The sequence below is a fragment of the Hwanghaeella grinnelliae genome (assembly GCF_004005845.1).
Taxonomy (GTDB): Bacteria; Pseudomonadota; Alphaproteobacteria; order UBA8366; family Aestuariispiraceae; genus Hwanghaeella; species Hwanghaeella grinnelliae.
Window position 1 is genome coordinate 298,458 of sequence record NZ_SADE01000003.1, and the last position, 13,362, is coordinate 311,819.

Below are 13,362 nucleotides of genomic sequence, written 5' to 3' on the forward strand. Positions count from 1 at the left end.
ACAAAAGAGGACCATGCAGGTTTTTGGCTACTGTGGGCCGCGTATGGCTCTGCATAAGCGCCAAAACTGCGAACTATCGCAAAGCGGGTATCGCTGCCAGTATTCGAGAAACATGTGGTGGGGCTAGGCCATTTCCGTCCGGACATAACAATCAGCGAGCAGCCAGTTCCGCCTAAGACTTCCCTTTGACCTGTTGCAGCACTTGCCCAAGGACGACCCAGTAAACTTCCATGTCGGACAGCTCGAGATTTTCAATGGTGTCTTTTCCACTGAGAAACAGAGGCACTATATACCCAGCACATTTATCATGCGAAATAGGTTCATTCCCAGCGTTGAGCCATTCGTTGTAAAATCCCACTGCTAAACATTCGTCCTTGTGGATTTCGACCTCTGACTCATGAAATTCGACAAAGTTTACCTCAATATCCAACGCGTACCCTGTTCCGGGTTCGAACATCAGCACCGAAGGCTCGCTCGACTTGCCTCGACGGAGATCCAGCGCGAATTGCCGGCCGAGCCAATCGTACCCGAAGCACATGATGCGATTGGAAAACTCCGGGAACGCGATACACACAATGTCGTTCCATTCTTGGATCGCGCCCGCGCTATGGGTCCGATACAGCCCATTGTTGAACGAGCGCCCGGAAAACTCCGCGAAGAATTCGTTCCATCCCGTCGCGTTGATGCCCATCGACACGATAGTCTCTTCATTTTCGGATCGAGTTTCGTCTAATACGAAGTTTTTTCTGAATTCTTCGAACATTGCCTGTTACCCACCTATTCTATCGTGACTTTGTTGATAATAGTGCCTTGAGGCAAATCCTTAATCTGGTGCCATATTTGCGCGCCGAGGCTTCGGTTAACGCTTGCATCAAGGGTTGCCAGGTTGTCGAGCGTGGTTGTCCCGCCTAGCTGCAAATCCTTAATATGATCTACATCATGTCCTTCTGGAACTATGTGGCCAGCATCTTTGTATACCTTCGCACCTGATGACCCAGATCGATCCGACTTTGCGACAAAGGTGTCAAGATCGCATAGGGCCTTGCATTTCGCGTCAGCGGCCATTCGCTGCGTTTGATCCCATTTTTTCATATACTTTAGCTGTAAATTTACTCCATTTTCTTCATTACTTTTTTCCGGCACAGGTTTACCGGCGATTTTCTCTACTTGAGTTTCATTGGCCTCCCATTCCTCTTGGGTCCCCCCCTCACGAAGAGTACTAGTCGGCTTTTTTGCGGCCTTTGTGTTTCGAACCGTCTGTCCTTGACGCGTAGCACGGGCGAAACTCTGTGCCGCACGCCCCGCACCGCCCCGCCCAAAACTCGGTCCGCCGCTGAGCCCGGCGAGTACGATGTGCTTGTAGTCCCCGAGCCGGACTTTCGCGTAATTGTCGAAGGCTTCGATCCCGTCGTGAAACAAGGCCGTGTGGGAGCCGGTGCGTTTCGACGTTTCCAGGGAATGCCAATAGTAGTTTCCGTCCGCCCCCAAAAAAGCCGAGTGACCCCTGTTCAGTCGGTAGTCGGACGGCTTGGCGCCTGGGTTCTCCCTTTGCCAAGCTTCGAACGCTTCCAGTTCCGCACCGGCGATCAGTTGATCGCGTGGGGGATTGAGATAAGCCTCCAACGAGACTTTTTGGTCCATGGCGCGGACCACATCGGCGTTCTCCGGCTTGTACAGCTCACCGAAATACCGTCGGCTGATTTCCAAGGATGCGTCGGGCCTGTCCTCCCGCGCGGCATCCAAGGCTTCATAGATCCGACGCCCCCACTGGTTCCACGTCTCGTCCTCTCGTTTGGCCAGATCCTCACGCGGCAGGGTTTCCGGCGCGAGTTCCGTTTCGGCGGATCGGCGCCTCTCCTTGATCCAAGCGCGCTCATCCTCCTCGTCTGTTTCAGTTGGGTCTGCGTTCGTTCCGGCGACGCCGCGTTGGTCGGCAACCCCATCCGTCTCGGCAGTATCAGGAATTGTCGGCGCAGGCCTGTCGATTTGCCCGTCGGCCAGGTGACTGTCCTTCTGTTCGAAGACCTCGGGACTGGATTTGCGAAAAGCAACGACCTGATCGGGTGACGCGCCCGCGCCCACAAGGGAGAGCGCTTTCTTCAAACCGGGGGCATCAACAGCCTGTCCGACCTGTGTTCGCATCGCATCTGCGATGGCGAGTGCTTCGGTTCTATCGCGGTCGCTGCCCGCTTCCCATTGCGCGGCTATACGATTTTCCAGCATCGGTGGAATTGCGGCGGCGGCACGGGCATATTCAACGATGTCCGGCGTGGATGGCCAACCGGTCAAGACGTGCCGACAGCCCCCGTAGGGGTTGCTAGGTTGCGGCGGCAGATAGGAAGTGGACTTCAGGATACCTGCGGTCTTTGCCCCTCGCTTTTTCAACCACCATTCGAAATGGCAATCGAGCCAGGGATACTCCTCCGCCCAAGGCCGATCGCCCTCCACAATGCCCTGTCCGGTTGCCAGACCGTGTTGGCCGAAACCCCCACCGGCAATAACCTCATCGATCCTGGCCAGCGCCGCGTCACGTTCTCGTTCGAAGGAAAGCCGGCCCTCCAGGTCCCGGTCCAACCGGTCCAAAACCGCAGCGTCGAGCGTTTCGGAAGCCCGAGCGGTGTCCAAAACCTCTCGGGCATCGGCAGGCGTTTCTTCGCCGTCCAGCACATAGGAACGAAGTTTCGCCACGCGCTCGGCCCGGACAGCCCGTTCATCAGATGCCCGGCGGACGCGTTCGACGTCGTCCTGCCGTCGCCGATCCTGCAACCGACCCAGCAAGCGCGCTTGAACAGGCATGCGGCGCGATACCGCTTCCGATTCCGACGAGCCGGAAAAACTCTCATCCAGACCAGTCAGAAAGGCTTCCATTCCCGGGATTCCGGCGCGTTCCCCCGCCGCATCGAAGCCGGCGAGCAGAACCTCGTTCGTTGCGTCCTCTCGTAACCGCTCCACTTCGCGGGAACGGCCTTCCTCGTCCAGGTCGTCTCTGTCGGCCAAGACGCCTTCGAATTGGGAGAGCCCCGCTTCCAGGTCGAAATTCGGTTCGTCGGCAGAGCCGCCGATCGACGAAACATCTTCCCCGCCACGCCCATGGCGGATCGCTGCATCCAAGAGACGGGCGCGCATGCGCTCCGCATTTTCGACTGCTTGAGCGTTTCGATCTTCGCTTGTCGGAAGGGAGAAAGAGTTAGACCCCCGCCTGCGGTGCAATGCGGAGGCTAGCGCCTTGCCGACTAAGTTTTCCGCAAACGGCCGCCGGCGGGGGCCCGCAGCAAAGCCAATAGAAGATGGACCGGGCGTACCGTTTCCACGCATCCCAAGACGCTCCTATGATTTTTCTGATCGAAGGGAGACGGCGGGCGCGGCGCGCTCGGAGGGGGAAACCACTACAGGAAAGGGAGCCTTATATCGCGGCACCCGCCGATGTGGAATTTATATACACTCTTTCTTTGAGTGTCAATGTTTTTCCATTAATTGGAATATTGAATTCCACTCACTGGCTGCTATTAACGTGATTGTGCCGACAGGGATAGACACATGGAAGCGCACTAATGAATGCAAAACGGCCGATGGAAACCCACCGGCCGCAGTAAAAAGAATTTCAGAACAGGATATGTATTTTTTATACCTAATCGCTGTGGAAGCTGATCGCTTTTATCGCACCACGCCGACCGGTGGATGAGCAGGTCCTACCCCCAATCCAAAACCACCTTGCCGCTTTTGCCCGACAGCATCGCCTCGAACCCCTTTTCGAAATCGTCGACCTTGAAGCGGTGGGTGATGATGCGGGTTATGTCCAGGCCGTTTTCCAGCATGGCGATCATCTTGTACCAGGTTTCGAACATCTCCCGCCCATAGACGCCCTTGATGGTGATCGCCTTGAAGACGATGCGGGACCAGTCGACGGCGGACTTGCCGGGGCTGAAGCCCAGCATGGCAATGCGGCCGCCCATGACGAGCGCTTCCACCATTTGGTCCAGGGCGGGTTGCGCGCCGCTCATCTCCAGCCCGATGTCGAAGCCTTCCCGCATGCCGAGCCCGTGCATGACGGATTTCAAATCGGTCTCAGCCACGTTCACCGGCATCACATCGGCGACGTGACCGGCGAGGTCGAGGCGGTCCTGGTTCATATCGGTGATCACCACATGGCGCGCGCCCACATGGCGGGCGACGGCGGCGGCCATGATGCCGATGGGCCCGGCGCCGGTGATCAGCACGTCCTCCCCGATCAAATCGAAGGAGAGCGCGGTGTGGACCGCATTGCCGAGCGGGTCGAGGATGGCGCCGATATCGTCTTCAATCACATCCGGCAAGGGGATGGCGTTGAAGGCGGGCAGGCGCAGATAGTCCGCGAAGGCGCCGGCCACGTTGACGCCGATGCCCTTGGTTTCCGGGTCCAGATGGAAACGCCCGGCGCGGCTCTGCCGGCTGTGGCGGCCGATCAGATGGCCTTCGCCGGAGACACGCTGGCCGATGGTGAAATCGGTGACGTCCCGGCCCATCTCCACAATCTCACCGGCGAATTCATGGCCGGTGATGAGCGGCACGGGCACGGTCTTCTGCGCCCAGTCGTCCCAGTTCCAGATATGCACGTCCGTGCCGCAGATGCCGGTCTTGTGAATCTTGATCAGGACGTCGTCCGGGCCGATGTCCGGCACCGGCTCGCTTTGCATCCACAAGCCCCGTTCCTGTTTGGATTTGACGAGCGCCTTCATCGCCGGCGGGAAATTCGGCTTCAACGGGGCGGTGGCGGCGAGTTCGATATCGGTCATGTCTTGTCCCTGCCTAAATCGCGCCGACGGCTTTGCCGGCGCGTTCGAAAGCGGTGAGGGCGAAGTCCAGGTCCGCGTCGGTCAGCGCGGCGTTCATCTGGGTGCGGATGCGGGCCTGTCCCTTGGGCACGACGGGGAAGAAGAAGCCCGCGACATAGACGCCTTCGTCATAGAGTTTGGCGGCCATGTCCTGCGCCAGGCGCGCATCGCCCAACATCACCGGCACGATCGGGTGTTCGCCCGGCAATAGGTCGAAGCCCAGCGCGTCCAGGCCCGCGCGCCATTTGGCGGTGTTGCGGAACAGTCCCGCGCGCAGATCGTCCCCCTGTTCGACAAGGTCGATGGCGGCCAGCCCCGCGGCGACGATGGCCGGCGGCAGGGAGTTGGAAAACAGATAGGGCCGCGCGCGCTGGCGCAACAGGTCGATGACCGGCTGCGGGCCGGCGATATACCCGCCGATGCTGCCGCCCAGCGCCTTGCCCAAAGTGCCGGTCAGAATGTGGATGCCGTCAGAGACGCCGGCATGGGCGGGCGTGCCGCGCCCTTGCGGCCCCATGAAGCCGGTGGCGTGGCAATCGTCGACCATTACCGTCGCGTCGTATTGCTTTGCCAGGGCGGAGATTTCCGTCAGTTTGGCGAGGTACCCATCCATGGAGAATACGCCGTCACTGGCGATCATGATGAACCGCGCGCCGTCGGCCCTGGCCTGTTTCAACTGGGCTTCCAGGTCATTCATGTCGGAATTGGCATAGCGGTAGCGCTTGGCCTTGCACAGGCGGATGCCGTCGATGATCGACGCATGGTTGAGCGCGTCGGAAATCACCGCGTCTTCCGGCCCCAGCAGGGGTTCGAACAAGCCGCCATTGGCGTCGAAGCAAGCAGCGAAGAGGATTGCGTCATCCTTGCCCAGGAAGCTTGCCAGCCTTTGTTCCAATTCCCGATGCAGGTCCTGCGTCCCGCAGATGAAGCGCACGCTGGCCATGCCGAAGCCGCGCGTGTCGAAGGCCTGCTTGGCGGCTTCAATCAGTTTCGGGTTGTCGGCCAGGCCCAGATAATTGTTGGCGCAGAGATTGACGACACCGTCCCGGCTGGCGCCCCCCGGCTTGCCGTCCAGGTCGACGCCGATCCGCCCGGATTGAGGGGAGGTGATCAAGCGTTCCCGCTTGTACAGGCCTTCCGCCTCGATCCCGTTCAGGGTTTCGGTGATATGATCCAAAAAGCCGGTCGACATGGGTTCCGTCCTTCCCGGGTCCCCCGAAACCCGGGGAAACCGCCGCTGTTCGATAAATCAGACAATAATCCGCTATAACGGATTTATCGATATAGTGGAAGTTTTTCTTTTATAGCGGATTTATTTTTTCGGGCTTGCCGCCGCACGATGCACCACGGCACCCGTACCGTAGCCGGCCGCAGTCTAGCTGTTTTCAACGATCAACAGTACCCGCGCCGCGCCGGTCTTGGCGCGGATGGCGTGCGACCGGTCGGCGGCATAGCGCGCCGTGTCGCCGGCGGCGAGGTCGACGGGCACCCCGTCGGACTCGGCGCAGACCGCGCCGTCGAGCACGGTGAGGTGTTCCCGGCAGCCGGGCCGGTGCGGATCGCTGATCAGCGCGCCACCCTTTTTGAAAGCGATGTCATAGACCTCATGCCGGCCGGCCTGATCGGGCGGGCTGAGGATACGAATGCGGCAGCCGTCGCCCTGGCTGTCGATGGTCGGCGTCCGGTCCGACCGCATCACTTCCGCGATCGGGCTTTCCGACCCGGCGGAACTGTCCAGCAGGCCCGCGAAATCCACCTGCAGCGCGCGGGTCAGGTTCCACAAAGTGGCGACCGTGGGGCTCGATTCCCCGCGCTCGATCTGCGACAGCATCGAGCGTGAAACACCGGAAAGCTTGGCCACCTGGTCCAGGCTGAGCCCCTTGGACTTGCGCGCGTCTTTCAGGCGCGGGGCCAGTTGGCTCATGATGTCGTTCTGTTGGTTCATGGTCCTGGTTCGAGCCCCGGTTCACGCAATTTCAGAGAGCAGGCAAATCGCCGAAGAAACCAACGATCTGACGCAGTCGGCCGTCATCCGCCAGGGTTCCGAAATCCACCCCTTTCAGGACGACCTTTCCGTCGCCCGCAGCCAAATGCCAGGAGAAATATATATGATCATGATGCCGGTTGACGCCGCTGGTATAGGCCAGGCTCGCGCCCGGCATGCGTTCATGTACCGTGCCGATATAATCCGACAGCGCGGCACGCCCCTCGGCTTCCATCTGCGGGTCCTTGTAGACGCCGTCCTCATGCCACGACTGGGCCAGCAATTGGGTCCGCCTTTCGGGTTCAGGCTCGCACCAAGCCTCGATATAGGCGGTCAAAACTTCCTGCAGCACTGCCGCCATCGTCCCATTCCAGTAGTGTTTTCCAAGTCCGACGCTATCCGAATTGCCGGTTTTCGACCAGCCGGAACGTCAGATCCACGTCACGCGTTCGTCGCTCAGATGAAAGACAGGCCGCCCGATCTTTGATAGCCACGAACATCCCGCCTGCAACTCTATTATATGAGGAGTCCCACATGTCTTCCCCCGCCGCATCGAAAACCGGCCGCCCCAATATCCTGCTGATCATGGCCGACCAGCTCGCTGCTCAGTGTCTACCTTGCTACGGGCATCCCCTGGTGCAGGCGCCGGCTTTGTCGAAGCTGGCGGATGAAGGCGTGGTGTTCGACGCGGCCTATACCAATTCACCGCTTTGCGCGCCGAGCCGCTTCGTGATGATGTCAGGCCGGCTGCCGACCAAGATAGCATCCTGGGACAATGCGGTGGAATTTTCGTCGGAAGTGCCGACCTTCGCCCATTACCTGGAAGCCCTGGGCTATCGCACCTGCCTCAGCGGCAAGATGCATTTCGTCGGGCCGGACCAATTGCATGGCTATCGCGACCGGCTGACGACGGATGTCTATCCGTCCGACTTTACATGGCACCCGGAATGGGACCGTCCGACGGCGCGCCTGGACTGGTTCCACAATATGGAAGTGGTGACGAAGGCTGGCCCCTGCATGCGGTCCATGTATCTGGACTATGACGACGAGGCGGTCTTCAAGGCCAAGCGCTATATCTTCGACCGGGCGCGCGATGCGGGCACAGGCGATGCCGAACCCTTCATGCTGACTGTTTCCATGATCCAGCCACACGACCCCTATCTATGCCGACAGGACAAATGGGACCTGTATCCGGCAGAGGATATCGACCTGCCGAAAGTGCCGCTGGGTTCCCACAAGGCACATCCGATGGAGGAACGCCTGCGGCACGGCTACGGCGCGACCGACATTGACCTGGACGAAGCGACCCTGCGCAATGCGCGCCGCGCCTATTACGGCAGCATTTCCGATATCGACGACAAGGTGGCGGACCTGATGCAGACGCTCAAGGAAGCGGGCGTCGCGGACAACACCATCGTCATCTTCACCGGCGACCACGGCGACATGCTGGGCGAGCGCGGCATGTGGTTCAAAATGAGCTATCTGGAAAACTCGGCCCGCGTGCCGATGATCGTCCATGCACCCACAATGTTCTCCCCGGCCCGGGTAAAGGAAGCGGTTTCCCTTGTCGACCTTCTGCCGACCTTCGTGGAAGCCGCGCGCGATGGAAAAGAAGGCGACTATGCCAGCCCGATCGAAGGCCGTTCCCTGTTGCCGCATCTGTCGGGCGGCACCGGTCATGACGAGGTCATCGGGGAATATTTCGGCGAAGGCACGGATACGCCGGTCTTCATGATCCGCCGGGGCGATATGAAACTGATCGATTCAGGCCCGAACGACCCGCTGCAATACTACAACGTCGCCGCCGATCCGACCGAGGTGAACAACCTTGCCGACGACCCCGCGCACCAGGATAACGTCCAGCGCTTGGTCCAGGAAATCGCCGCCAAATACGATCGCCCGGGTCTGACGGAAAAAGTGCTGGAAAGCCAACGCCGCCGGAAGTTCCTGAAAGGCGTGATGCGCAAGCAGAATCTGGATTGGGATCACAACCCGGCCCAGGACGCCGCCCAGGAATACATCCGCAATTCCCTACCGATCTATGAGCTGGAAAAACGCGGGCGGTTTCCGGCGGTGTAATCCCGACAAGGTATCTGCATATGTCTGTTTTTTAACAGAATTTACACCTATACATGCGAATGTATTTACATTCGAAAATGAGCATGCAAAGCCGCGGCACTTGGTGCCGCGGCTCGACCATTAACGTGCACGGTCGCAGAACAAAGCGCCCAAACAGACCTTTATTAGAATGGTATTAAATGAATAGTATTAAACCGAAATCCGAGCGTCTGCGGAGAATCCTGACACTTTGGAATACGCGACGGGGCGACAGAATACTGCCCGAACGCGCCGACTTGCCGCCAACGGATTTCGACCCCAAAGACCTGCCCTATCTGGTTTTACTCGATGTCTCCAACGAAGGGCAGGATTTTGCCTATCGGCTGGTCGGCACGGGCGTCGTCGGATTTGTCGGCCAGGAAATCACGGGCCTTAGCGTGTCCGCTTATCAGCGCAGGCATGAAGAACCTGAGATGGTCGAAGCCTATGCCGTTGCCGCAAAGCAAAATCGGCCTACCCTGTACGACGGTACCCTGAAGCGTTTCGACAAGGAATTCGTGGTCTACGAACGGCTCGCCCTGCCCCTGCAGGGCCGGCATAGGGACGGCGAAACCCACCAAATCCTGGCGGCCTTCGATTTCCAATATGCCAAAGCGCACCTCACCGGCAGCAAGACCAGCGTATGGCCCCATGGGCCGCAAAGGCTGCCAGCCGTCAATTTCACTTAGGCGCTATCCGGGGATCCGTATCGCCAGTGATGGGCGCGGGGCTCGCCCCGCCTATGCCACCACGTTAACCAAGCCGGTGGCGGCGGTGATACCGGCGAGACTGTTCGTCGAGATTTCCGAAAGCTCCCCGTCGATTTCCTTCAAGGCTTTTTCCGCGTCCTCAATCTCTTTGTCGAGGCTTGGATCAGAGTTCTTCTTCGCTTCCAGAGCCTTCTTCGCGGCCTCAATGATGCCTTTCAATGCGGTCTTGATCTGGCGGACTTCGTTGACGAATTCCTGATCGGCCTTGGCTGCGCCAAAGGCTTCCGCACCTTTCTGCAACTGCGCCTGCACCCGTTCACGAATGCTGTTTCCCTGACCGTCCCGGCCGCTCCCGTCGTCCTTGGCAAAAACGGGCTGGCTCTGTTCTTTCTCACTGCCCCCTTTCTGCTCACTAAATGGCGTGCCGTCGGCCTTTTCCCCCGGTTTCTGACCCGCCCCGGCTTTCGATTGGTTCCCCTGCGCCGCAACCGCCTTCGCCTGGGCTTCCGCTTGATTGGCGGATTGCACGACCGTGGCGTCTGCACCTTGGGTGCCTTGGGCAGCCCCTTCGGCCCCGGCCGTAACACCGCCAGCAGCAGCATCGGCACTCGGTTGCGCGGAGGGCGATACGGACGTGCCCCCAGCGCCGCCAATGCTGCCGGCATTCTGACCGCCGGCCGCTGCATAGGCTTTCACCGCGGAGGCAAGTTCTCTGGCCAGCCGGGCGGCAAGGCGGGCAGCGGCTTCGGGATTGGCCGAGGCCAATAGTTGGAGGGCCTTGATCTGCGCCTTGATGCGCGCGATTTTCTCCGCGGCGGCCGCTTTGCGTTGGTCCGAAGCGCTTTTCTTGACGGAGTCGAGATGCGCCTGCGCCTCCTTCGCTTCTTCCAACTTTTCTTTGAGGGTTTCGGCCTTTTCCGGATCCAGCTTATTCAGGATTCCCAAAAGAGAACTGTCTTCTCCGTCGTTCCGCTTTTCCCGCGCATCGGTTTGCGCGGTGATCGATTTCAGCAGTTGCAAGGAACCGTTTTGTCCCGTTATCGAACTCACCATATCCGCCCCACCTTTCGGTTTCTTCGGCCGACCTACTCGTTTTAGCCCCTCATCCATTGGGGGTACTAAACCAAAATAGGTTAACAAAAATTCATCCGAAAGAAGGTATTCAATATCCATGCCTGACGGGCGGAAACAGTGAATTTCCGCACATGGCCTCAACGGGAATGCACCGCCGAACGGTCGGCGTGTCGAACAGACGGGTGTCCTACGCCTCCCGCATTTGCGCGAAGAACGTCGCAACACTGTCGCGCAGTACGCGGGACCGGTCGCTCAATCCGTCGGCCGTGGCGTTGATCTGGGACGACGCCGTGCTGGTTTCCTTCGCCGCGGAAGACACCGTGGTGATGTTGCTCGTCACTTCGGAAGTCGCCTGGGACGCCTGGTCGATGTTTCGTGCGATCTCTCCCGTGGCGGCAGTTTGTTCCTCCACCGCCGCCGCGATGGATTCGCTGATTTCGTTCAGGTTGGAAACCGCATCCCCGATCTGCCGCACAGCATCGACGGCTGATTTGGCGTCATTCTGAACCGCCGCGATTTGGGCGGAAATACGCTCTGTCGCCTGTTGTGTCTGCCCGGCCAATTCCTTGACCTCATGCGCAACCACGGCAAAGCCTTTGCCTGCGTCCCCGGCCCGGGCGGATTCGATCGTCGCATTCAACGCAAGAAGGTTTGTCCGTTCAGCAATCTCCTGGATCAACAGCGCGACCTCACCGATTTCCTGGGTCGATTGGGCCAGTTTCTCGATCTGCGCCGTGCTGATCTGAACTTTCTCGGAGGCGCCCACCGCCGAGCGGTGCGTCTCAGACGCCTGTGACGAAATCTCACCGATCGCAGCGGACAGTTCATCCGCCGCGGCGGAAACGGATTCAATATTTGCGGACAGCTCCTCCGACGCGGCCGCAACGGTATCGGCTTTCATATCGGCGTCCGCGGCAATCTGGGACATGGAGTCCGATGACGTCTTGAGTTGGGCCGCGCCGCTCGACACATTCTCAACGACATCGCTGATGACCGCATCGAACTCGGCAATCGCCTTTTCCCGTTGTTCGGCCCGCCGCGCTTTTTCCTCGGACTCGGCCAAACGTTCCGCCGTCATCTGATCGGCTTCCCGCAAGCCGTCCTGAAAGGTCGAAACCGAGCGCGCCATGGAGCCAATTTCATCCTTGAGGCCGGTCCAGGTAATTTTTTCCTGTCGCGAGCCCTGGCCCATGCGGTCCATGACGCCGGCAAGCCCAATGATAGGCTGGCTGATGCCGCGCCCGATAAAGACTCCCGCGCCGATCCCGGCCGCACTGCCGACAACCGCGATCGCAATCATTAGCCACAGGCCTGTCTGCTCATGATCGATCGCGCGCGTATTCGCATCGTCGGTGAACTTCTCCAATTCGCTCAAGAGACCCGCCAACTCGTGGTCAAGCGCCGCTCCTTTTGCCTCAATTGTCGCGACCATGCTCCTTGCCTGTTCCATGTTGCCGGCTTCGGCGGCCCGAATCAGGTCTGCCGCATAACTATCGAAATCGCTGTGTTGCTTTTGCACATCGGCGAGGACGATGGAGACCTTTTCGAACTCAGCCCGCGCGGCATCGTCCACTGCGCCGCCTCCCGCCAGGACAACGAGGGCTTCGCCTTCCTGAACTTCACGGTCCACTTTGCTCGCAAGCGCCATGAATGCATCCGAGTCGCGGCGGAGGTCTGTTTCCTCCGACAAGCCCGCCGAACGCAGGATCCGCTCCAACAGAATGGCTTGGTGCGCCTGGTCGACCGAGATTGCCATCACCTTTTCAAGCAATGGGATGTTGTTATGCGCGATCGCGCCCATTTCTTTGCCAACCTGGCGCATCGACAAGGCGCCGGTCACGGCGACAGCGCCCGCCGTCAAAACAATCAACGACACAATCGAATATAGACGCACGGAAATAGACATTGCCTGTCCCTCGAAGTCTGCCGCGACGCTGAAATGGGTTGATGCGTCGCCGGAAGCGCCCTGCCGTAGCAGGACACCGCATAGGTGTAGTGGCTACATAACTACCTACCTTATATTACTAAAGAACTTATTAATATTAATGCTAGAATACACACCAATTCACGCATGCCGCGATATGCGCGGCATGAGCCACGGCCTTCGGTCAAAACAGTTCTTCGAAACCGTCGCTTGCGGCCGCGTTCCGCCGGGAGCATCGTTTCCGCCAACAATGGCGACAAGGACTGGGAGGTCCCAAAATGCACAATCGGTTCATGATCTTGAACGGCTCGAACCTGAACCTGCTGGGCGAGCGCGAACCGGAGCACTATGGCTATACGACGCTGGCGGCCATCGAACAGAGTTGTAAGGACTACGGCAAAATTCTGGGCGTCGAGGTCGACTTCCGCCAAACAAATCATGAAGGCGTGCTGGTCGATTCCATCCACGAGGCCCGCAAGACCTGTGACGTCATCGTCATCAACCCGGCCGGCTTTTCCTTCAAGTCGATCCCGGTGCTGGATGCCCTGAAGACCTACGACAATCCGATCTTCGAGGTCCATATCTCGAACATTCACGCGCGGGACAAACATCACCAGCATTCTATCCTGTCGGAAGTGTCGACCGGTGTGATCTGCGGTTTGGGACCCTATGGCTACATGGTCGGCATGCAGGCCGCCGCCCAGAAGCTGGGCATCCTTCCCGACAGTCTGCCGGACCCGATTCGCATCGGCCCGCAATAAC

The 13,362-nt window shown here is 59.3% G+C and carries 11 protein-coding genes; 3 read left to right on the forward strand and 8 right to left on the reverse strand.

Annotation, left to right across the window (positions count from 1 at the left end):
* Window positions 1–172: 172 nt before the first annotated feature.
* From EOI86_RS18370 to EOI86_RS18395, 6 genes are all read right to left on the reverse strand, one after another.
* Window positions 173–763, reverse strand: a complete 591-nt coding sequence (locus EOI86_RS18370; RefSeq protein ID WP_205032255.1) for a T6SS immunity protein Tdi1 domain-containing protein — start codon at window positions 761–763, stop codon at window positions 173–175.
* A gap of 14 nt (window positions 764–777) precedes the next feature.
* The gene (locus tag EOI86_RS18375; protein ID WP_127766993.1) at window positions 778–3,126 is read right to left on the reverse strand and encodes an HNH endonuclease signature motif containing protein; all 2,349 of its coding nucleotides are present in this window, start codon (window positions 3,124–3,126) and stop codon (window positions 778–780) included.
* Between the two features lie 563 nt (window positions 3,127–3,689).
* Window positions 3,690–4,772 carry an L-threonine 3-dehydrogenase gene (tdh, locus tag EOI86_RS18380; RefSeq protein WP_240035728.1) on the reverse strand — a complete coding sequence of 361 codons (1,083 nt, stop codon included), beginning with the start codon at window positions 4,770–4,772 and terminating at the stop codon, window positions 3,690–3,692.
* Between the two features lie 13 nt (window positions 4,773–4,785).
* A complete protein-coding gene (locus tag EOI86_RS18385; RefSeq protein WP_127766995.1) occupies window positions 4,786–6,003 on the reverse strand; it encodes a glycine C-acetyltransferase in 1,218 nt (405 codons plus the stop codon).
* Window positions 6,004–6,186: 183 nt separating this feature from the next.
* Entirely contained in the window at window positions 6,187–6,756 is a 570-nt protein-coding gene (locus EOI86_RS18390; RefSeq protein ID WP_127766997.1) for a helix-turn-helix domain-containing protein, read from the reverse strand.
* A 31-nt stretch (window positions 6,757–6,787) separates the two neighbouring features.
* Window positions 6,788–7,156, reverse strand: a complete 369-nt coding sequence (locus EOI86_RS18395) for a nuclear transport factor 2 family protein (protein ID WP_127766999.1) — start codon at window positions 7,154–7,156, stop codon at window positions 6,788–6,790.
* Between the two features lie 173 nt (window positions 7,157–7,329).
* Here EOI86_RS18395 and betC point away from each other — a divergent pair, with 173 nt between their 5' ends.
* Together betC and EOI86_RS18405 are read left to right on the forward strand one after the other, a co-directional pair.
* Window positions 7,330–8,874 (forward strand): choline-sulfatase, encoded by a 1,545-nt coding sequence (gene betC, locus EOI86_RS18400; protein ID WP_127767001.1) that lies wholly within the window; start codon window positions 7,330–7,332, stop codon window positions 8,872–8,874.
* Between the two features lie 179 nt (window positions 8,875–9,053).
* Entirely contained in the window at window positions 9,054–9,581 is a 528-nt protein-coding gene (locus EOI86_RS18405) for a PAS domain-containing protein (RefSeq protein ID WP_127767003.1), read from the forward strand.
* A 51-nt stretch (window positions 9,582–9,632) separates the two neighbouring features.
* On the opposite strand, the gene EOI86_RS18410 is transcribed toward EOI86_RS18405, so the two are convergent.
* On the reverse strand, window positions 9,633–10,655 hold the full coding sequence (locus EOI86_RS18410; protein ID WP_127767005.1) for a hypothetical protein: 1,023 nt from the start codon (window positions 10,653–10,655) through the stop codon (window positions 9,633–9,635).
* Between the two features lie 208 nt (window positions 10,656–10,863).
* Window positions 10,864–12,582, reverse strand: a complete 1,719-nt coding sequence (locus tag EOI86_RS18415; protein WP_127767007.1) for a methyl-accepting chemotaxis protein — start codon at window positions 12,580–12,582, stop codon at window positions 10,864–10,866.
* Between the two features lie 296 nt (window positions 12,583–12,878).
* Between EOI86_RS18415 and EOI86_RS18420 the strand changes: the two genes are divergently transcribed.
* The gene (locus EOI86_RS18420) at window positions 12,879–13,361 is read left to right on the forward strand and encodes a type II 3-dehydroquinate dehydratase (protein WP_127767009.1); all 483 of its coding nucleotides are present in this window, start codon (window positions 12,879–12,881) and stop codon (window positions 13,359–13,361) included.
* Window position 13,362: the final 1 nt, after the last annotated feature.